This window comes from Devosia sp. (genome assembly GCF_028290435.1).
Lineage (GTDB): Bacteria > Pseudomonadota > Alphaproteobacteria > Rhizobiales > Devosiaceae > Devosia.
Genome location: NZ_JAQGJV010000030.1, coordinates 1 through 20,844, shown reverse-complemented (window position 1 = coordinate 20,844; position 20,844 = coordinate 1). Strand labels below are relative to the sequence as shown.

At 62.7% G+C, this 20,844-nt stretch carries 22 protein-coding genes; 15 read left to right on the top strand and 7 right to left on the bottom strand.

All coding sequences use genetic code 11. The features are described from left to right. Positions 1-2 precede the first annotated feature (2 nt). Together JWP26_RS08500 and JWP26_RS08495 are read left to right on the top strand one after the other, a co-directional pair. Complete coding sequence (locus JWP26_RS08500) at positions 3-698, top strand: dienelactone hydrolase family protein (protein WP_299725754.1); 696 nt, start codon at positions 3-5, stop codon at positions 696-698. 6 nt (positions 699-704) lie between these two features. After that, entirely contained in the window at positions 705-1,160 is a 456-nt protein-coding gene (locus JWP26_RS08495; RefSeq protein ID WP_299725751.1) for a hypothetical protein, read from the top strand. Here JWP26_RS08495 and JWP26_RS08490 read toward each other — a convergent pair. The 7 genes from JWP26_RS08490 to JWP26_RS08460 form a co-directional block, all read right to left on the bottom strand. Further along, positions 1,157-2,515: an HD-GYP domain-containing protein gene (locus tag JWP26_RS08490; protein ID WP_299725748.1), complete on the bottom strand. Its 1,359-nt coding sequence runs from the start codon at positions 2,513-2,515 to the stop codon at positions 1,157-1,159. The genes JWP26_RS08495 and JWP26_RS08490 overlap by 4 nt on opposite strands. A gap of 101 nt (positions 2,516-2,616) precedes the next feature. Further along, positions 2,617-3,369: an SDR family NAD(P)-dependent oxidoreductase gene (locus JWP26_RS08485; protein WP_299725745.1), complete on the bottom strand. Its 753-nt coding sequence runs from the start codon at positions 3,367-3,369 to the stop codon at positions 2,617-2,619. A gap of 61 nt (positions 3,370-3,430) precedes the next feature. After that, positions 3,431-4,429, bottom strand: coding sequence for a substrate-binding domain-containing protein (locus tag JWP26_RS08480; protein WP_299725742.1), 999 nt, complete (start codon positions 4,427-4,429; stop codon positions 3,431-3,433). Between the two features lie 46 nt (positions 4,430-4,475). Further along, entirely contained in the window at positions 4,476-5,465 is a 990-nt protein-coding gene (locus JWP26_RS08475; RefSeq protein ID WP_299725740.1) for an ABC transporter permease, read from the bottom strand. Then, positions 5,462-6,448 (bottom strand): ABC transporter permease, encoded by a 987-nt coding sequence (locus JWP26_RS08470; RefSeq protein WP_299725737.1) that lies wholly within the window; start codon positions 6,446-6,448, stop codon positions 5,462-5,464. Before JWP26_RS08470 ends, JWP26_RS08475 begins: the two co-directional genes overlap by 4 nt. Continuing rightward, positions 6,445-7,962: a sugar ABC transporter ATP-binding protein gene (locus JWP26_RS08465; RefSeq protein WP_299725734.1), complete on the bottom strand. Its 1,518-nt coding sequence runs from the start codon at positions 7,960-7,962 to the stop codon at positions 6,445-6,447. The genes JWP26_RS08470 and JWP26_RS08465 overlap by 4 nt, the downstream gene beginning before the upstream one ends. Continuing rightward, entirely contained in the window at positions 7,959-8,990 is a 1,032-nt protein-coding gene (locus JWP26_RS08460; protein ID WP_299725730.1) for an aldo/keto reductase, read from the bottom strand. Before JWP26_RS08460 ends, JWP26_RS08465 begins: the two co-directional genes overlap by 4 nt. A gap of 152 nt (positions 8,991-9,142) precedes the next feature. On the opposite strand from JWP26_RS08460, the gene JWP26_RS08455 reads away from it, so the two are divergent. The 13 genes from JWP26_RS08455 (at position 9,143) to JWP26_RS08395 (ending at position 20,674) form a co-directional block, all read left to right on the top strand. Further along, positions 9,143-10,024: an amidohydrolase gene (locus JWP26_RS08455; protein WP_299725727.1), complete on the top strand. Its 882-nt coding sequence runs from the start codon at positions 9,143-9,145 to the stop codon at positions 10,022-10,024. A gap of 9 nt (positions 10,025-10,033) precedes the next feature. Beyond that, positions 10,034-10,816: a FadR/GntR family transcriptional regulator gene (locus tag JWP26_RS08450; protein WP_299725725.1), complete on the top strand. Its 783-nt coding sequence runs from the start codon at positions 10,034-10,036 to the stop codon at positions 10,814-10,816. A gap of 8 nt (positions 10,817-10,824) precedes the next feature. Next, positions 10,825-11,142: an L-rhamnose mutarotase gene (gene rhaM / locus JWP26_RS08445; protein WP_299725722.1), complete on the top strand. Its 318-nt coding sequence runs from the start codon at positions 10,825-10,827 to the stop codon at positions 11,140-11,142. Then, positions 11,139-12,323 (top strand): L-rhamnonate dehydratase, encoded by a 1,185-nt coding sequence (gene rhmD / locus JWP26_RS08440; RefSeq protein WP_299725720.1) that lies wholly within the window; start codon positions 11,139-11,141, stop codon positions 12,321-12,323. Before rhaM ends, rhmD begins: the two co-directional genes overlap by 4 nt. Positions 12,324-12,443: 120 nt before the next feature. Continuing rightward, the gene (locus JWP26_RS08435; RefSeq protein ID WP_299725717.1) at positions 12,444-13,247 is read left to right on the top strand and encodes an ATP-binding cassette domain-containing protein; all 804 of its coding nucleotides are present in this window, start codon (positions 12,444-12,446) and stop codon (positions 13,245-13,247) included. A gap of 66 nt (positions 13,248-13,313) precedes the next feature. After that, a complete protein-coding gene (locus tag JWP26_RS08430; protein ID WP_299725714.1) occupies positions 13,314-14,369 on the top strand; it encodes a sugar ABC transporter substrate-binding protein in 1,056 nt (351 codons plus the stop codon). A gap of 13 nt (positions 14,370-14,382) precedes the next feature. Further along, the gene (locus tag JWP26_RS08425) at positions 14,383-15,372 is read left to right on the top strand and encodes an ABC transporter permease (protein WP_299725711.1); all 990 of its coding nucleotides are present in this window, start codon (positions 14,383-14,385) and stop codon (positions 15,370-15,372) included. Next, positions 15,369-16,367 carry an ABC transporter permease gene (locus tag JWP26_RS08420; protein WP_299725708.1) on the top strand — a complete coding sequence of 333 codons (999 nt, stop codon included), beginning with the start codon at positions 15,369-15,371 and terminating at the stop codon, positions 16,365-16,367. Before JWP26_RS08425 ends, JWP26_RS08420 begins: the two co-directional genes overlap by 4 nt. 36 nt (positions 16,368-16,403) lie before the next feature. After that, a complete protein-coding gene (locus JWP26_RS08415) occupies positions 16,404-17,594 on the top strand; it encodes an enolase C-terminal domain-like protein (RefSeq protein WP_299725706.1) in 1,191 nt (396 codons plus the stop codon). A gap of 18 nt (positions 17,595-17,612) precedes the next feature. Next, positions 17,613-18,386, top strand: a complete 774-nt coding sequence (locus JWP26_RS08410; RefSeq protein WP_299725704.1) for an IclR family transcriptional regulator — start codon at positions 17,613-17,615, stop codon at positions 18,384-18,386. A 10-nt stretch (positions 18,387-18,396) separates the two neighbouring features. Then, positions 18,397-18,699: an L-rhamnose mutarotase gene (locus JWP26_RS08405; RefSeq protein WP_299725702.1), complete on the top strand. Its 303-nt coding sequence runs from the start codon at positions 18,397-18,399 to the stop codon at positions 18,697-18,699. A gap of 26 nt (positions 18,700-18,725) precedes the next feature. Continuing rightward, positions 18,726-19,643, top strand: a complete 918-nt coding sequence (locus tag JWP26_RS08400) for a dihydrodipicolinate synthase family protein (protein WP_299725700.1) — start codon at positions 18,726-18,728, stop codon at positions 19,641-19,643. Positions 19,644-19,645: 2 nt separating this feature from the next. Next, a complete protein-coding gene (locus JWP26_RS08395; protein WP_299725697.1) occupies positions 19,646-20,674 on the top strand; it encodes an aldo/keto reductase in 1,029 nt (342 codons plus the stop codon). Positions 20,675-20,844 lie beyond the last annotated feature (170 nt).

Sequence of the window (20,844 nt, the reverse complement as noted above, 5' to 3'; positions counted from 1 at the left end):
GAATGGCCAGCAAGGAACAGACCATGGGTGAGCGGATCAAACTGACGTCGGGCGATGGCTTTGTGTTCAACGCCTATCAGGCGGCGCCGGCCGGAACGCCCAAGGGCGCGGTTGTTGTCATCCATGAAGTCTGGGGTCTCAACAATTTCGTGCGCACCGAAGTCGACCGCTATGCGGCGGCGGGGTATCTGGCGATTGCGCCAGCGCTGATGGACCGGGTCGAGCTGGGCTATGAAAGCGAAGATTACGGCCCGACTGGCTTTGCCCGTATCGGCGAATTGATGAAAGAGTTCAACCAGGCGACGGCGCTGCCTGACGTCGAGGCGGCCGTGAAGGCAGTCGCCGGCGCCGGCAAGGTGGGCATCACGGGGTATTGCTTTGGCGGGGCGACGTCGTGGCGCGCGGCGCATGCCGGGCTCGGCCTGTCGGCGGCATCAGGCTATTATGGCGGCGGGCTGCTCAACTATATCGATCTGGCTCCCAAAATTCCGACCGAGATGCACTATGCCGAGGCCGATCACGGCATTCCGCAGGAACAGGTCGAGGCGCTGCGCAAGCGCTATCCGGACATGGGCATTTATCTCTATCCGGGTGATCACGGCTTCTGCAATTTCGACCGTGCAGAGAAGTATCATGCGGCCAGCGCCAAGCTGGCCAATGAACGGACGCTGGCCTTTTTCGCCAAGCATCTGGCGTAAGCAGCGGTGACGCTGGCGGCGCAATTTGCGCTGATCCTCGAGGAGCATCGCCACAGCCTTGCTGCACCCTTGTCGGTGCGCAAGGTGCTGCTGGTGGCGGTGCTGCTCGACCATTTTGCCGACAGGGTTTTTGCCCAATTCCGGCATACGCCGGAACGGGTGTTCGGCGCGCCGGATGTGCTGGCCTGGCGGGCGACGCTGGCGGCGCGGTCGGTGGGGGTGGAATTGGTGGGCGAGCTGGCCTCGGGCCGCGATGACGGCGCCTTGCTGCGCGTCGACGCGATCACGGTGCCAATCGCCGATTATCCTGCGCTCGCGGTCGAGGACTATATGGTCAGTCTTTATAACCAGAACACGGTGCAACGCGTCGTCGTGGTGCGGCGCGATGGGAGCACGGTGCTGGCGCATGAGATTTTGGCGGCAGCACTGGACTATTGGAACAAAGCCGACTGGCGCGGCTAGGCGGCAGCAGAGCGTTCCATCTGCGCGATGCCGCGTTGCAGGGCATCGAGGCATAGCGGGTCGATGGAGACGCCCAGGCCTTCGGTCATGATCTCGAAGGCCTTGGAGACTGGGAGTGGTCCGCGATAAGGGCGGTCGGCGGTGAGGGCGTCAAAAATATCGGCGGTGGTGACGATGCGGGTTTCCAGCCCCAGATCGGTCTCATCGATGCCGCGCGGATAGCCCTTGCCGTCGAGGCGCTCGTGGTGGGCGCCAGCGATCACCGCCAGGTCCTGGAAAGCGGCGATGCGGGACAGGATGGTTTCGCCCAGAGCAGGGTGTTGCTTGATGGCGGCCCATTCGTCGTCGTCGAGTTTGCCGGGTTTGTCGAGCACGCTGTTGGACACGCCGAGCTTGCCGATATCGTGCAGCAGCGCGGCGCGCTTGAGCCAGCGACGGCGTTGCGGCGTGAAGCCCAATTCCTCGGCGATCATATCTGCGAACAGGGCGACGCGGTCGCTGTGGCCGCCAGTGAAGGGGCTTTTGGCGTCGATCACCTGGGCAAAGCCGGCGGCGATATCGTCGAGATAGTCCTCGTCGACATGGCGGGTCAGGGTCGCGGGTTCCAGGGCGATGACGGCCTCGGGCAGGGTGTCGGAACTCAGCATGTCCCAAAAGCCGGGTTGGTCATCGACCAGATCGAAGGTCATGACGAGGGCCGGGTCGAACCAGGTGCCGGCGCGCAATTGGACTTCGGCGAGGGCAGCAGCGGGACCGGCCTGGGTGTGAAATACGTCGACCACCTGTGCCAGCAGGGCGATGCGGGCGTATAGCGAAATGGTTTCGCCAATCAGGCCGACGGGCTGGCCCTTGCCGTTCCAGTGTTCGTCCAGATCGAGAATGCCGCGCTGGACGGGTTCGGAAAAGCGCATCTGGCGGGCAATGTCAGCGCCGCGATGGCAGCGGGTCTCGATCAGTTCGCGGGCGATCTCGCCGCCATTGCGGGCAATGTGGATGATGGCCTGAAACCGCTCGGCAAGGCCCGAACGGGTGCCGGTATTGGCGATAATGAAGCGCAGAATTTGCGGCAGGCTGTCGTTGACGGTCTTGTAGCCGCGTTTGAAATCGAGATCGTCGGTCAGGTAGAGCTTGCAGATGCGCGCGGCATTGGAGCTGCAGCCAATGTCTTTCAGCAGCAGCGTATAATAAAGATCGGACAATTGCTCGGGCGAGAGCTGCAGTTGCGCGCCCAGATGCATGCCGATCCAGCAGCAGCGCAGGGAATGGCCGGGTGGCTGACCCTCGGTGATGTCGAGGGCGAAGCTGAGCGCGCCGACGACTTCAGAGAGATGGATGGTCTGAGGGTGCGTCGTCACGGCCAACTCTTCGCGTTTGGCACGGCGGCAGGCCGACGCCATCAGGAAGAGTGTGTTCTACGCGAAAATACCTAAGGAGCGGTTCGCACCGCCCCCATAATTCAATAGGTGGCGCGGCCGCCCGAGAGGTCGAAGACCGACCCCGTGGTGAAGGAGTTTTCGGCGGTGGCCAGCCAGCAGATCATGGAGGCGGCTTCGCTGAGTTCCAGCATGCGGCCACGCGGAATTTTGCCCAGGATCATCTTGAGGAAGTCGGGGTCCTGGCTCAGCGCCATGGTGGTTTTGGCGACGGCAGGAGTTACCGCATTGACGGCAATGTCGTATTTGGCCAGTTCCTTGCCCAGCGACTTGGTCAGCGCGATGACGCCAGCCTTGGTCGAGGAATAGGCGGAGGCATTGGGGTTGCCTTCCTTGCCGGCGACGGAACTGAGGTTGACGATGCGGCCGTAACCGGCGGCGATCATGTGGGGCACCACGGCGCGGCAGACGAAGAAGGTGCCGACGAGCCCGATATGCACGACGTCCATGAAATCCTGCGGCGGATATTCCCACAAGGGCGCATTGGGGCCGACGATGGCGGCATTGTTGATCAGGATGTCGATCTTGCCGAAGCGGGCCAGTACGGCGGCGACGGCGGCATCGACCGAGGCCATGTCGCCGATATCGGCGCGCAGGGCGATCAGCTTGTCGTTGCCGGCATATTTGGCGTTGAGGCCGGCCAGCAGCTTGTCGTCGCGGTCCCAGATGGCGACGGAGCCGCCATTGGCGAGCATGAGTTCGGCGACCGTGAGGCCAATGCCCTGGCCACCGCCGGTGATGATGGCGGTGCGACCGGCGAAATCATAGGTGTTCATGGCAAAATGTCCGGATTGAAAAGAAGGGCGCCGGCCTGATGACCGACGCCCGGATACGTTTTTAGAAGTCGAAGTCGTCGATGTTCTTGGCGTCGAACGTGGTCAGTTCGGCCTGGGTGTTCATGGCGTTTTTGTCGGCGATGGTGATGGTGCCGAGGTTGGGAACGTCAAAAGTGCCGCCGACTTCGTTCTTGATGGTTCCGCCGATGACGCCGACGGCGAAGTGGGCTGCCAGCCAGCCTTCATTGTAGGGCGACCAGAGCTGGAACGCCGAGACGGTGCCGTCCTTGACGAAATCGCGCATTTCGCTGGGCAGGCCGAGGCCGGTGACATGCACGGTGGCGGCAAGATTGCGCGACTGGATGACCTGCGCGGCGGCGGCGATACCCACGGTGGTGGGCGCGATCACGCCAACCAGATTTGGGTAGTTGGAGAGCAGGGCCTCCATTTCGGTGGTCGACTTTTCGGGCTGGTCATCGCCGTAGACGGTGGCGACCAAGTGCATGTCCTTGTACTTGGCGTCGTTCTTTAGGGTGTCGTTCATCGCCGCGATCCAGGTGTTCTGGTCGGGGGCTTCGGTGGTCGCCGACAGGATGGCGATATCGCCCTTGTAGCCGATCATCGAGCCCATCAGCTCGACCTGGTTCGGGCCGGTCTTGGTGAAATCGACCGGTAGGATGGTGGCATCGCGGTGGGTTTCGTTGCCGACGAGATCGCCGTTCACGGTCAGCACGAGAATGCCCTTGGCCTTGGCGCCATCGAGCACCTGGTTGAGCGCGTCGGGGCTATTGGGCGCGATGGCGATGACGTTCACGCCGCGCTGGATCTGCGCTTCGATGAACGGGATCTGCGAGGTGGCTTCGGCGGTGGCCGGAGCGACGAATTCGAATTCGCAGCCGAGCGACTTGCAGGCATCTTCGAAGCCGCCGGTGATGCTGTCGAAATAGGGATTGCCGGTATTCTTGCCGATATAGACGATCTTGATCGGATCGGCGGCGTAGGCGGTGGTGACCATGGCGACGCCGATGGCGAGCCCGGCGAGTAGAGTTTTCTTGAGCACTTCTGTTCCTCCTCAGTGTGCCGGTTTTTCCCCGGCGAATAGCCCGTCACCGCTGGGTGCGGGAATAGATAAAATTGGTGGCGATGATGGAGACGATGAGCAGCACGCCCTGAACGACGAGCTGGACCGACGGGGGCACGTTGGCCACGGTCATGCCGGTGGAGACGATGACCAGGAGCCACGCGGCCAAAAAGGTGCCGAGGATGGTACCGCGGCCGCCGAAGATGTAGGTGCCGCCGAGCATGGCCATCAGCACCATCTGCAGTTCACCGCCGAGGCCCAGATCATAGCGGACGGAACCGAGCCGCGATGCGGTCATCAGGCCGGCAGCGGCGCTCACCACGCCCATCAAGAGGAACAGGCTCATCTTGATACGCTGACTGCGAATGCCGGCATGGCGGGCGGCGACCTCGTTGGTGCCGATCTGGTAAATCTGGCGGCCGAAGATGGTCATGGATAGCACGACGCCGAGAATGATCGACATGACGATGAAGATCAGCACGGTCAGCGGAATGCCGGCGATCAGCACGGTGTTGATGCCGATGAACCAGTCCGGCACGCGGATGGATTTGTCGCCAGCGATGACTTGGGCGAGACCGCGATACAGCGTCAGCGTGCCGATGGTGACGATGATCGAGGGGATTTGCAGCGCGATGACCATGATGCCGTTGATTGCGCCCATGACGAGCCCGGCGAAGAGGCCAATGGCGATGGCCAGCGGCATCGGCACGCCGGCCTGCTGGGCGAAGGCGAAGAGGCAGGCTGAGAGTGCCATGTTGGCGGCGGGGGACAGGTCGATCTCGCCGGCGATGATGACCATGGTCAGCACCAAAGCCACGATGGCGAATTCGGCCGAGAGCGTGAAGCTGCGCAGGATATAGCCGACGTCGAGGAAGTAGGGCGATAGCAGGCTCGCGCCGAACAGGGCGGCGATCAGCAGCACCAGCGTCATGGTTTCCGGGCGGACGACGATGACCTGCCAGCGCGGGCGGGCGGGCGGCAATTCGCGGGTCGCGGGCGTCTGGATGGCACTCATGCGCGCGCCCTCGTAAGGCTCTTTATGCCCTGCTGGCGGACCGTGCGGTCGATAAGCAGGGCGATCAGAATGACGGCGCCATAGATGGCGGATTGGGTGGTGCCGGGAATGCCGAGCAACGGCAGGGCGGCGGCGACGCAGCCAAGCAGCAGGACTCCGAGGATTGTGCCCAGCACCGTGCCGACGCCGCCATTGATGGAGACGCCGCCGATGACTACCGCGGCGATCACCTGGAACTCGAAACCCGAGCCGGTATTGGACGGATTCACAAAACCCCAGCGGCCGGCATAGAGAATGCCGGCAAGACCCGAGAGCGCGCCGGAAATCGAAAAGACCAAGAGCGTGACCCGGGTGACGGCGACGCCGCGCAAGGGAGCGGCGACCGGATTGGAGCCGAGGGCGAAAATCTGGCGGCCGACGCGAGTATGCATGACGAAAATGTAGGTCAGCAGCGCCACGCCGAAGCTGATGAAGATAATCCACGGAATGCCGAAAATCGGCGAGGTCTGCGACATGGATTTGAGCGCGGTGGGGACGTATTGCCGATCGATCTGCTTGGCGTTGGAGACGATGTAGGTCAGCCCGCGGTAAAGGTTCAGCGTGCCCAGGGTGACGATGATGGCGGGCAGGCGGAACAGGGTGACCAGGAGGCCATTGATGAGGCCGAGCAGCGCGCCGGTGCCGATCGAAACCAGGAAGCCGACGGGCCACCAGATTTCGGGGTGGAATTTGAACATCATGCCGGTGACCATGGCCGAAAAACCGAGCATGGAGCCGATGGACAGATCGACATGGCGGGCGACGACGACCAGCATTTGTCCCATGGCGCCGATCAGGATCAGCGGGGTGAGCAGCAGGATGATGCGCAGACTATCGAGCGTCAGAAATTGCGGCTTCTGCGTGCCGACGGCGAGGCAGAACAGGATGATCATCACGAGGATGCCGGCTTCGCGCCGGAGCAGGATATTGCGCAGGGCGGTCATGCGGCCACTCCCGATCGGGCAGTGCGGGGCACGGCGGCGCTCATGATGGTTTCCTGGGTGGCTTGATCGCGCGGAATATCGGCCGTCAGCCGGCCCTCGGACATGACGAGAATGCGGTCGCACAGCGCCAGCAGTTCGGGGAGTTCGGACGAGATCAGGAGGATAGCGCGGCCGGACGCGGCGAGGTCGCCGATCATGTCGTAGAACTCCGCCTTGACGCCGATATCGATGCCGCGCGTTGGCTCGTCGAGAATGAGCACGCTGGGATTGGTCAAGAGCCAGCGTGCGAGGATCGCCTTCTGCTGATTGCCGCCCGAGAGTTCGCCGATGGGCTGGCGGGGGGACGCGAGCTTGATGGAGAGCTTGCGCACGGATTCCTGGGCCAGCGCCTTTTCGACGGTGCGGCGGATGAAGCCGGTAGGGGCGATCTGTTTGGGGATGGCGGCGGAGATGTTTTCTTCCACCGACAAGGTGCGGAAAATGCCGGCGGCGGCGCGATCCTCGGGCACGAAGGCGAGGCCGAGATCGATGGCCTGCGCCGGCTCTGTGATGGTGACGCCCTTGCCGGCCACGGTGACGGTGCCGCTGGTGGCGGGGGCGACGCCGAAAATGGCGCGAGCCACATCGGTGCGGCCGGCGCCGACGAGGCCGCCGAGCCCGACGATCTCGCCTTTGCGGACTTCAAAACTGATGTCGTGAAAGACGCCGGGCAGGGTCAACCCTTCGACCTTGAGCGCCACGTCGCCGATCTCGGCGCGGGCCTTGTGGCGGAATTCTTTTAGTGGTCGGCCGATCATCAGGCGGATGATGTCGGCGTCGGTGAGATTGCCGATGGTATCGGTGGCAATCTTGTTGCCGTCGCGGAAAATGGTGACGCGGTCGCAGAGGGCGCGGACTTCTTCGAGGCGGTGCGAAATGAAGATGATAGTGCGGCCTTCGTCGCGCAGGCGGCGGGCGATGCCGAACAGGGTCTCGACTTCCTTGGGGGTAAGCGGCGCAGTCGGCTCGTCCATGATGATCAGGCGGCTGTCCGATGCCAGCGCCCGAGCGATTTCGACCATCTGCTGATCGGCGATGGAGAGGCCGCGCATGGGCCTCGTGACGTCGATGCGCACGCCGAGCAGGTCCATCAGCGCGCGGGCATTGCGAGTCATTTCGGACCAAGGCACTCTGGCGAACCAGCCGCCATCGCCACGGCCGAGTACGAGATTTTCCGCGACCGACAGATCGGGGAAGGAAATCGGCTCCTGATGGATCAGGGTGATGCCGAGCTTTTGCGCGACGATGGGATTGAGGATATCGACGGGCTGGCCATTTAGCGTGATCGTGCCGCGCGAGGGGCGATGCACGCCGGCCAGAATCTTGGCGAAAGTGGATTTACCGGCGCCGTTTTCGCCGAGCAACGCATGGATTTCGCCGCGCTGCAGGTCGAGATCGACATCGCGCAGCACTTCGATCGAAGCGAAGTTCTTGGAAATGCCGCGGGCGCTGATGAGGGGCGTCGTATCGGTCATGAATTGGGCACCGGAGCTTCGGCTTCGATCAGGCCCTGCGTCTTGAGGTCGGACCAGAAGGCGGCGGGGATCGACACCGAAAGCGCGGCCACGTTCTGGCGGACTTCGTCGGGGCCGGCAGCGCCGGGAATGATGGAGACGACAGCCGGGTGGGCGAGTGGAAATTGCAAAGCGGCGACCGGCAGGCTGACGCCGTGGGCGGCGCAGACGGCCTCGATGGCGCGCACCTTGGCCTGCACTTCGAGCGACGCCGCGCCGTAAGCATACATGGCGCCAGCGCCGGAACCGGTGACCAGAATGCCCGAGGCGAAGGGCGCGCCGATGATGACGCCGACCTGCCGCTCCAGGCACAGCTGCATGTCGGTATGCAGAATGGTCTGGTTGAGCAGGGTATAGGGCATGGCGACTATGGCGAAATCGACGTCGATTTCGGCCAGCTTGTGGCCTAGGTCGCCGGGGATATTGTTGCCCAAGCCGATGGCCTTGATGTCGCCATTGGCCTTGAGTTCGGTCAGCGCCTTCATGCCGCCGCCGGTCAGCTGCTTCATATAGAAGTCGACCTGATCGGGCGTGTGGAACATCGTGTCGATGTCGTGGATAGTGAGGGAATCGACGGTGTTAAGCGCGAGGCGTTGCAGCAGTTGCTCGTAGGAGCGCATGATGCCGTCATAGGTGTAGTCGAACACGACATCGAACGGCAAGCCGCCGGTCCAGGGCGCGGTGCTGAAACTGGCCGGATCGGCGGGGCGGATCAGGATGCGGCCGACCTTGGTATTGATGGTGAATTGGTCGCGCGGCCTAGTGCGCAGAAACCCGCCGAGACGGTGCTCGGACAGGCCGCGGCCATACCAGGCGGCGGTATCGTAGGCGCGCACGCCAATATCCCAGGCGGCCTCCAGCGTCGCATCGGACTGGGCTTCGGAGAGCTTCTGGTAGAGCTCGCCGAGATGGGCCGCGCCGAAGCCGAAGACCGGCAATTCCAGCGCGGTGCGGCCGACGCGTCGGCGGTCCGATAGTGACAATGACATTGCTTGAACCTCCTCCGGCGACCCGTCGCAGCTCTGCGGCCGCTTTGATCGAGGCGAAACTTGTCAGACAAAAATAAGTTTGACAAGTTCTAAAGTTATGGCATTTCTGGCGGCAAGTTCACATCGATGAACACGGGAGTGGGACGTCACCAATGCCGAATTTTCCCATCATCGATACGCATCTGCATATCTTCGATCATAGTCGGTTGACCTATTCCGGGTTTGTGGGTCACCCGATCTTCGGGCGCGACCACCACATCGAGGACTATGCTGCGGCGCTTGGCCGCGTCGATGTCGATGCCATGGTGTTCCTCGAATGCTATGCCGATTTCACCCCGGCCGGCGGGCAGTATCTGGAAGAGATCGCCTTCGTCGAAGAGGAAGCGCAGCGCGACCAGCGCCTGAAGGCAATCGTGCCGATGGCGCCGCTGGAATGGGGCAGCCGAGTCGAGCCGATGCTGGAGGAGATGGCCAGCAAGCACCCAATGGTGCGGGGCATTCGCCGCATCGTCGAGTTCGATGCCGATCCGCGGGCGCTGACGCTGAGCCGGGACTTCGTAGAGGGCGTGAACCTGCTCGAGAAGTTCGGCTATCACTTCGAGATCAACGTCAACCACACGCAAATGGATATCGTGCGCGAGTTCGTGCACCGCATTCCCAATGTGAAGCTGATCCTCGATCACTGCGGCAAGCCGGGGATCGAGGAGGGCGCGATCGCGCAATATCGCGATGACGTGGCCGAGCTGGCCCGGCATCCGAACCTGTGGATCAAGCTATCGGACCTGCCGGTCGAGGCCGACAAGAAGAATTGGACCGAGACCGATCTGCGCCCGTTCATCGCGGCGACGCTGGAGAGTTTTGGTGTCGAGCGCACCATTTATGGCGGCGACTATCCGGTGTGCCTGCAGGCGACGACGCTGCCGCGCTGGGTCGAGGTGCTCGATCGGGCGTTCGCCGATCTCGGCGTGAGCGAGGCGGATACGCGCAAGATTTATCGCGACAATGCCAACAGCTTCTACCGGCTCGGGCTGTAGGGCGGCGGCATGGTCAAATCCATCGCACAGGCAGATGAAAGCGGTTTCGATCCCGGCGACAGCCTGATCGACGAGGCCGAATTTGGCGGCGGCACGCTGGAGCGCAAGTCGCTGGCCGAGCAGGTCGCCAATCGCATCATGGCGATGATCAAGAGCGGCAATCTGAAATCTGGCGACAAGCTGCCCACCGAGGCGCAGATGGGCATTGCCTTCGGCATTTCCCGCCCGCCATTGCGCGAGGCGCTGAAGGCGCTGACGCTGATGGGCGTGCTGGTCAGCCGGCAGGGCGGGCGCTACACGGTCACCGACCTGACGCCGACGCGGCTCGTGGCGCCGTTCAATACCATGCTGTCGGTCGCCGAATACGATGTGCACCAGCAGTTCGAGGCCCGAACGGTGGTCGATCTCGAACTGGTGAGGCTGTGCGCTTTGCGCGCGTCGCCCGAACTGCGGCAGCGCATCCACAAGCTGGCGGTTGATGGGGTGGCGTTCGAGCACGACCCGGTGGCGTTCCGCCTGCTCGATATCGAGTTCCACCAGGCCATCAATGGTGGCGCGGCCAATGACCTGCTCTCGGCGCTGGCGCAGGTCCTTTACGATCTTGGGCTCGATGTGCGGCGTACCGCCAGCGAAGTGCGGGGCGTCATCACCCATAGCGTCAAGCAGCATATCGCGGTGGCCGATGCGCTGGTCGCGGGTGATGCAGAGACGGCAGTGGCCGCTTATCGCGCTCATCTCGAACATGTCCGCGACACCACCATTCAATCCATGGAAGCCGGCAAACTTCAGTAGGGTCCAAAATGTCAGAACGTATCGCCTTTCGCATGAACCTCAATCCCGGCCAGGCCGCTGAATACGAAAAGCGCCATGACGAGATTTTCCCCGAGTTGGCGCAGGCGCTCAAGGATGCCGGGGTGTCGGATTATTCGATCTGGCTGGACCCCGAGACCAACCATCTGTTCGGAATTTTGACCCGCACCGACGATCACACCATGGATCGGATGCCCGAGACGGAAATCATGAAGCGCTGGTGGAAGCACATGGCCGATGTGATGGAGACCGACACCAACAACGTGCCCACGCAGGTGGGGCTCAAGCGCGTGTTTCTGCTGCCATGAGCCAGGCGTTTCGCATCAAGGATCTGCGGGTCTATACCATCAAGCCGAGTGCCAAGGCCGGGACCTACTTCAAGCCGGGCCTGTCCAATCACTGGCTGGTGGATTCGCTGATTTCCAACCCGATGTCGGGCTATCCGGCGTTTCGTGAGAAACGCTCGAGCTGGGGTATTGGCGTGCTGGGCGCGCTGGTGGTCGAGATCGAAACCGAAGATGGAACCGTTGGCGTGGCGACCGGGAGTGGCGGCGCGCCGGCGGCATGGCTGATCAAGCACCATTTCGCTCGTTTCGTGGTGGGCCAGGATGCGCGCAATCTCAACCTGATCTGGGACCAGCTCTATCGCGCCACCCTGCCTTATGGGCGCAAGGGGCTACCCATCATGGCGATCAGCGCCGTCGACCTGGCGCTGTGGGACCTCGTGGGCAAGGTGCGCGGCGAGCCGGTCTACAATCTCATCGGCGGCTTGAGCCGCGACGAGATCACCTTCTACTGCACTGGGCCCGCGCCTGACGCGATCAAGGCGCTCGGCTTCTGGGGCGCCAAGGTGCCGCTGCCGCATAGCCATTTCGATGGCGAGGAAGGGTTGCGGGCGAACGTGGCGTTCCTCGCAGCGCATCGCGCCACCGTTGGTCCCGATTATCCGCTGATGGTCGATTGCTACATGTCGCTGACGGTCGACTATGCGATCCGGCTCGCCGAAGCCTGCAAACACCTCAATATCCATTGGTGGGAAGAGGTGCTGTCGCCCGAGGATGTCGAGGGATTCCGCGCCATCAAGCACGCGCATCCGACGATGAAATGGACGACGGGCGAGCACGAGTATACCCGCTTCGGCTTCCGTCGCCTGATCGAGGAGCGTACGCTCGATATCGTGCAGCCCGACGTGATGTGGGTCGGCGGTATGACCGAGCTGCTCAAGATAGCCGCCCATGCCTCGGCCTATGACATTCCGGTCGTGCCGCATGGCAGCGGGCCGTATTCGTATCAGTTCATCGCCAGCCAGCCGGGACCTGCTTTCTGCGAATACGTGGCGGCCAGTCCCGATGGGCAAACCATCATGCCGGTGTTCGGTGATCTGTTCGAAGGCGAGCCCATGCCGCAGAACGGCAAGCTGCGGCTCACGGAAGCGCCCGGTTTCGGCATGGTGCTGGCCGATCGCGACGTGCTGGAAGCCGTCGTCTAGCCTGCCTCATTAGTCTTTGGTCTGAGATCTCACAGGTGCCTTGACACCCAGCCTCCCCGCACGTTAGCGTTCTATATATGGTACGTGTGTTCCAAATATGGAACATTAGGAGGCGTGCTCATGAATGACCTGCTGTCTCAGCCCGTGCTCGAAGCACGGCGCATTGCGCGGCATTTTGGTGCCGTCATTGCGCTGGCCGATGCGTCGCTGACCTTGAATAAAAACGAAGTGCTGGGGCTGGTTGGCGACAATGGCGCCGGCAAGTCGACGCTGCTCAAAATCCTGTCCGGCATTATCAGCGCCAGCAGTGGCGAGGTGCTGGTGGATGGCACGCCGATCCAGTTGCGCCGGGCACAGGACGCGATGGATGCGGGCATCGAGACGGTCTATCAGGACCTGGCCTTGGTCGACACCATGACGGCCTATCAGAACGTCTATCTGGGCCGCGAAGAGATTTCCAAGAATCCGGTGGCGCGGTTTTTCAACCTGGTCGACGACCGCCAGATGCGGCAGCGGGCGCGCGAAGTGCTCGACAGCCTGCAGGTCAAAATCCCGTCGATCAATGTCACGGTCAAAGGCATGTCGGGTGGCCAGCGGCAGTGTCTCGCGATTGCCCGCGCGCTGCTCTGGGGCCGCCGCATCGTCATTCTGGATGAGCCGACGGCCGCGCTCGGCGTGCGCGAGACCGGCCAGGTGCTCGACGTCATCCGCGAACTGCGCAAGCAGGATGTCAGCGTGATCATCGTCAGCCACAACATGCAGCAATTGATGTCCGTTGCCGACCGTATCACCGTGATGCGGCTGGGCCGCTCGATTGCCACGCGCACAGTCAAGGACACGCAGGTGTCCGAAATCGTCGGCCTGATCACCGGGGCCATTCCGGGCGATCATCAGGAGGAGGCCGCCACACTCGCTACCGCCTAACCCGCCCAGAACCGGATCAACCGGCAGGCGGATATTCGGACTTATCGCACCTTTGAGGAGGAACCCATGCTGCGTCGGTCTCTGCGCGTCATCGCCATGATGATGCTTACACTCGTGCTTGCCGCTACAGGCTTTGCCGGAACGGCCTCGGCCCAGGATAAATTCAAGCTCGGCATGGCCGTTGGCGGCAATACCTGCTGCGAATGGATGAAGGCACAGGGCGACGTCGCCCGCGCGCTGGCCGAAAAGAACGGCTGGGATTATGTCGAACTCTCCAACAACAACGATCCCGCAACGGCGCTGAAGAACGCACAGATCTTCGTGCAGGAAGGCGTCAATGCTGTCATCCAGTTCAATGGTCAGCCGTCGTCCAATCCGGCAATCGCCGCGGTGCTGAAGGCCGCCAATATCCCGGTCGTCGCCTATGATATCGCCGATCCCGGCATGTATTTCGTCGGCATCGACAATCTCGCGGCTGGTATTGCCGGCGGCAAGCAGCTCGGCGAGCTGATCAAGGCCAAGTGGGACTGCAACCCCGACCTGGTGATTTCGGCGGAAGGCGCTTCAGCCGGTATCGTCAATGAGTGGCGCACCGGCGGGATGCGCACCGGCCTCAAGGAAGTGTGCCCGGATATTCCGGATGCCAAGTGGGTTTCGTTCGAAAGCCAGGGCGACGCCGCTGTCGGCCTGCCGGCTGCCCGCGATCTGCTCGCCGCCCATCCCGATGCCAAGAACATGGCCGTGGTTGGCCTCAATGACGGCGGCGTCCTGTCGCTGATCAATGCCGCCGAACAGCTTGGCCGCGCCGATGGCGTGATCGGCTGGGGCCAGGACGGCGCCTTCATCACCGGCGACAATGTCAATCCGCACCTGGCGGGCTCGGTGTTCTACTTCCTCGAAGGCTATGCGGTTTACGCGGTCAAGGACGTGATCGGGCCGATCGCGGCGGGCACTGTCCCGGCGCTCAAGGCCGATGCGGGCGATCCGGCATCCAAGGTTCAGCCATGCCCGGTTTCTGCCGAACAGGCAAAATCGGTGCCCGATATGGCCGCCCGCGTCACGCAACTGCTCGCGGCCCCAGCAGGGACCACCGAGTACGAACTGTTCTGCCCGAACAAGTAGACAGAGGAACCCGATGTCCCTCGAACAAACCATGCCAGCCTCCCCGCCAGCCATGACGCTGCAGGTGCGGTTCCACGGTTGGGGCACCGGGCTCATGCTCATCGCCGCGTGGCTGCTGCTGATCGCAGCCACCGGCATCTACCGCGCGGACTTCATTTCCCATCAGACGTTGCTCGCGGTCGCCTTCACCATGTCGATTGTCGGCGTGCTGTCGATCGGGCAGGGGCTGGTCGCCATCTCGGGCGGCTTCATCGACCTGAGCCAGCCGGCCGGCATGATCACCGCAAGCCTCGTCGCGGTGCGATTGTCGGAAGCCGGCATGCCGCTCTTCGTAGTGATCATCGGCGCCATCCTGACTGGCATGGCGTGGGGCGCGTTCAACGCCGCCATCATCGTCTTCGCCAAGCTCAATCCGGTCATCGTGACGCTGGCCACCAATTTCGTTGGTCTCGCCGCGCTATTCCTCGTGTTCCAGCTCGCCGAAGTGCCGCAACGCAGTGAAATCTATGCCTTCGGCCGCGCCAGCTTTCTCGGACTGCCTGCAATCTGGTGGCCGATGGTGGCGCTGGTGCTGATCGTCGGTTTCATGCTGCCGCGCACCCGCTATGGCCGCCGCGCCACTGCCGTCGGCGGTAACCGCATGGCGGCGCGGGCGCGCGGCATTTCGCTCAAGGCAACGCGCTTTGCCATCTTTACGGCGGCCGGTGGTTTCGTCGGCTTCGCGGCCGTGCTGTTCGCGGCCACCAGTGGTCCGTTCAATCCGGGCTCGGGCAATGCCATGCAGCTCAACATCATCGCCGGGGTGATCCTGGCAGGCATTTCGCTGGCCGGCGGGCGCGGCAATTTCTGGATGCTGCTGCTCAGCGTCGGGTTCCTGTCCACCATCCCAACGTCGCTGGTGTTCTTCGGACTGTCCTCGGACACGCAGTCGATTTTCCAGGGCCTGATCCTGATCATCGCGGTCGCCATCGACGGATTGCGCGCACGCAGGGGTATGCCATGACCGATCTTGCCGCCAAGCGCGATACCTATGTTATTCCCCATCATCCCTTGCGCGAGTTGCTGACCGGCTCGGTGGCCAGCATCGCACTGACCTTTATTGTGGTGCTGGCAGTGGGGCTGATCTGGGTCGGACCGAAGTTTTTGAGCTTCGGCAATATCAGCATCATGGGCACCTTCCTGATCGTGCCGCTGATCGTGGGTGCCTTTGCCGGCTTTGCTCTGCTCTCGGGCGTGGTCGATTTGTCGATCGGCTCGATGGTCGGGTTTTCGTCGGCGCTGTTCGCGACGTTCCTGACTTTGGGTTGGGACCCATGGGCAGCTGCGCCGGTGACGCTGCTGGCATGCGTCTTCTTCGGCGGCATCAACGCCATCGCCATTGTGGGTTTCGGCGCGGAAGCGATCGCGGCGACATTGGGCATGCTGGTGGCCCTGCGCGGCATCACCTGGGTGCTGCTGGGGCCGCAGGGCTCGATCTTCTCGTTCAATCCGGGCCTGTTCACACTGGTCAATCAGTCCGTGTTCGGCCTGCCGCTGTTCTTCCTGCTCGCTGTGGTGTTGACGCTGTTCACATCGCTCCTCGTGTCTAAAAGCCGGCTGGGCCGTCATATTCAGGCGGTGGGCGGCGATGATCGTGCCGCGGCCCGCGCCGGCATTTCAGTCAAGCGCGTGCGCGTGGTCGCATTGTTGCTCAGCGCATTCGGCGGCGGGCTTGGCGGCATCGTCTTTGCCGGCCAGTTAGGCAGCGCGGCGCGGGCGACCGGCGTTGGCCTTGAATTCCAAGTTTATGCCGCGCTGATGATCGGCGGTTACTCGATCCTGCGTGGCGGCGTCGGCAATCCGATCGGCGGCGCGCTGGGGCTACTGGCAGTCGCCGGGGTGTCCAACATTCTCGATCTGCGCTCGATCAGTCCCTACTACGTCAACATCATCGTCGGCCTGCTGCTTCTGGCGGCCGTCCTGCTCGACCGCTTCCGTGGCGGCGATGCCTATGAATAACCCAATCCCAAATTCGCTTCGAAAAGGCCAATTGCCGTGAAAATCACCGATATCCGCATCAAGACCTTCCGCACCTATGCCGATCGCTGGGACGTGGGTCATGCGCTGCCCGTGCCCAAGGCCGATCTGATGCAGACCATTCTGGCGATCGAAACCGATACCGGCGTCACCGGCTATTATCTTGGCGGAGGCTCGCATGGCGATGCCGAAGGGCTTAACATTGTCGACCAGCAGATGATCCGTGGCCGCATCCTGCCGCTGCTCAAGGGGCAGGACCCGCTCGACCGCGAAATGGTGTGGAAGTGGCTGTGGGTCAATAATACGCCCGAGAATGTCGCCAGCGTCATCGACAATGCGCTGTGGGATCTGGCCGGGCGCGCCTTCAATACTCCGGTCTACAAGCTAATGGGCGGCGCCGGGCGCGAGAAGGTCAAGGCCTATGCCTCGACCTATCCCAATATCGGCAAGCCGCATGTCTATGCCGAGCATGCCTTGGCCTGCAAGAACGAGGGCTATCAGGCCTACAAAATCCATCCGCATTACTTCTGGAATCCCGAGACCGGCCAGCCGACGCCCGGTCGCCCCAGCAATATCAAGGCCGATATCGAAACCTGCCATCTGGTGCGCGAGGCCGTCGGCCCGGACTACGTGCTGATGTTCGATCCCTGGGGCACATACATGTCTATGGAGGAGGCCATCCAGGTCGGGCGCGAGCTCGAAAAGCTCAACTTCTACTGGTACGAGCATCCGATGCCCGAATACCGCACCGAGAGCTATGTGCGACTGTCGCGCGAGCTGTCGATCCCGATCCTGTCGCCCGAAATCATTGCCGGTGGCGTGTTTTCGCGCGCCGAATGGATCCTGCGCGGTGCTGGCGACATGAGCCGCATCGATGTGGTGCGCGGCGGCATTACCGGTGCGCGCAAGACCGCCATCGTCGCCGAGGCCTATGGCCTCCGCTGCGAAATGCACATGGCGGGCTGGGGTAATCTGCAGGTTATCGGGGCCACCTCCGAAGACACGTCCGAATATTACGAGAAGGGCTTGCTGGCGCCCGGCGTCGACTATGACGCGCCCCATCCCTACCTCAAGAACACCTGTGACAAGATCGATGCCGAGGGCTTCGTGCACATGCCAACCGGTCCTGGCATGGGCTATGAAATCGAGTGGGACTATATCGACGACAACCTGATCGATCCCATGGCCCTGGAAAAGAAGTTCTGGTAGCGGGGAAAATCAGTCTCAATGTCGAGCATCAAGCGATCAGTACAGGTCATGGACCTCTTAGCGCGCAAGAGCCCGCTGGGGGTGCGCGCCATCGCTACCCAACTGGCTTTGCCATTGGGTTCTGTGCATCGCTTGCTGCTCGACCTCGAGGGAGAGGGCATTGCGGAGCGTACGGCCGATGGGGAATGGGAACTCTCGTTCCGCCTGCTGGAGATCACTGGCAGCCAGCTCGAACGCATCGAACTGCCCCGGCTCGCGCGGCCCTATGCCGAAAAGATCGCCCAGGCGACGGGCGAGACGGTCAACCTGAATGCCCTGAGCGGGCGCAACGGGGTGTGTATCGACAAGGTGCGCGGCAATGAGGGCATGCAACTCGATATGCGCATCGGCTCGCGCGGGCCGATGCATTGCGGCGGCGCCGGCAAGGTGATGCTGGCCTATATGGCGCCATCCGAGCAGGCCAAGGTGTTCGAGCTGCCTTTGGTGGCGCTGACCGCCAAGACCATTACTGATCTCGATGTGCTCAAGGCCGAACTCGTGCGCATCAAGGCGCGCGGTTATTCCATCGACGACCAGGAGGTGGTGATCGGGGTCTACTGCGTCTCGGTGCCGATCCTTGATCGCAATGGTCATCCCGCCGGCTCGATGAGCATTACCGGGCCATCGGTCAAGGAACCGGGCGAGGCCATCATGCCCAAGGTTGCGCTGTTGAACGAGGCTTGCGGCGCCGTCAGCCGGCGCATCGGCTATCTCGGCGCCTGGCCGCTGCTGGCCCAGCCGGTCATGGCTTAGGGGGGCAGCGATGCGGCATGCATGGGTGATGAAGCTCAAGCCGGGCAATGAGGCGATCTATAAGCGCAAGCATGATGAAATCTGGCCCGAGATGCTGGCGCTGATGGCGCGCAGCGGGACCCACAACTTCTCCATCTATCGCTATGGCCTGCTGCTGTTCGCCTATCAGGAGCTCGACCAGCCACCCGTGCCCGGCGCCCCCATCGATCCCATCGTGTGGAAATGGTGGGAGATGATGGCGCCCTACATGGAAACCAATGCGGATTTCTCGCCCTGGCAAGAGCCGCTCGACGAAATGTTCCACGCCGACTGACGCCCAATTTTCTGAGAGAGCTTTTTATGTCCCTTCCAATGCTGCATGGCGTCGTTCCCATTCTCATCACTCCGTTCTTCGCAGACGGAAGGATTGACGAGGAAAGCCTCGTCAATCTGGTCGAATTCAATATTGCTGCCGGCGTGCATGGACTGGGCGTGGCGCTGGGCAGCGAGATCTTCAAGTTCAACGAGGCCGAGCGCGCGCAGGTGACGCGGTGTGTGATCGCGGCGGGTGGCAAGCGCGTGCCGATGGTCATCAATAGCGGCGCGGCCGGCACGGACCTGGCGGTGTTTTATTCCAAAGCCGCCGAGGCGGCGGGCGCAGATGCGCTGATGGTCATTCCGCCCTCGTTCATGCCGGTCAGCAGCGAGGAAATCTTCGACTATTACGTGGCGATCGACCGCAATGTGGGCATTCCGATCATCCTGCAGGACGTGCCGCAGGGACCGGTGCCGCCGGGGCTGGCGCTGCGCATCGCCGATGCCTGCCGTAATGTGCAGTACATCAAGGTCGAGACGCTGCCTGTGACCAGCAAGGTCGCGGCCATGGCGACGGTCGCGGGCGAGCGGCTGACAATTTTCGGCGGCGCGGGCGGCAGCTATTTCATCGAGGAATTGCGGCGCGGCGCACTGGGCACAATGCCGTTCTGCAGCCAGCCCGCCGATTTCGTCGCAGTGTGGGACGCTTTCCGCGCCGGCGACGAGATCGCGGCGCGAAGACATTTCGACCGCACCATCATGGCGATCAACCGGCTGGGCAACCAGGGCGGCGACATCTTCTATTTCATGCACAAGCAGCTGCTGGTGCGGCAGGGTGTCATCCGCACGCCGCTGGTGCGCAGCCCGACGACGGCGATTGATCCGATAACGGCACGCGAGATCGACCAGCTCTTGGCGCAGGTGGTGCCGGTCGCGGTGCCGTTCGGCCAGTTCGCGGCGTAGCGATGGATCCGTTCCAACAGCGCCAACTCGGCCGCACGGACGTGACTCTGCCGCAGCTCGGCTTTGGCGGCGCGCCGCTGGGCAATCTGTTTGCGGCGGTCAGCGAGGCCGATGCGACAGCCACGATGGAGGCGGCCTGGGCGGAGGGCGTGCGCTACTACGATACCTCGCCTTGGTATGGGCGTGGCTTGAGCGAGCGCCGCATGGGCAGTTTCCTGCTCAACCAACCCCGCTCAGCGTTCCGGCTCTCCACCAAGGTCGGCCGTATCTTCACCGCGCCGGCTGATCCCGAGGCCTTTGCCAAGACGCAGCGGTCCTGGCCGGAGGGGCTCAAATTCCAGCATCACTACGATTATTCCTATGACGGAGTGATGCGCTCCTATGAGGATAGCCTGCAGCGGCTGGGCATGAACCGCGTGGACATTCTGCTGATCCACGATCTGGACGCCGCCAATATGGGGTCCGAAGCGTTGCTCGCGGCGCACCTGACGCAATTGGCGACGGGCGGCATGCGAGCGCTGCAGGAGCTCAAAGCCCATGGTCTGATCGGTGCCGTCGGGGCAGGGGTGAACCGGCTAGGCACCATTCCGCGCTTTCTCAACCTGCTCGATCTCGATTTCTTCCTCGTGGCGCTGCCCTATACGCTGGCCGAGCAGCCGGTGCTGGATGAGGAATTCCCGCTCTGCGAGCGGCGCGGCGTTGGCCTGGTCATCGGTGGCGTGTTCGCCTCGGGCATTCTGGCGACCGGCGTGGTGCCAGGGGCCAGGTACAATTATCACGAGCCGTCTCCGCTCGAAGCCGAGCATGTCCGCCGCATTGAGGCGGTGTGCGCACGATACGCGGTGCCGCTGGCGGCGGCCGCGCTGCAATTTCCGTTGCATCATCAGCTGGTTGCGTCGGTTATTCCCGGCGCGCTGCATCCTTCCCAGGTAGGACGCAACATTGAATCAATGCGCCACCCGATCCCGGATCAGCTTTGGGCAGAATTGAAACAGGAGGGCCTGTTGCGCGCAGACGCCCCGACTCCATAGGGTCTCAGGGGAGTTATCCACACGGGCCGATCGGGCTAAACTGGAAAAAGTCAGTTTTGTCATTTTCCGGGCTTTACAGGTCAAACACCTGCCCCTATAACCCGGCTCATCGCTGGAGACCGCGGCGCCGCAAGGCCCGCAGCGACCGGCAAGCTTCTGAAGTTGCTAAG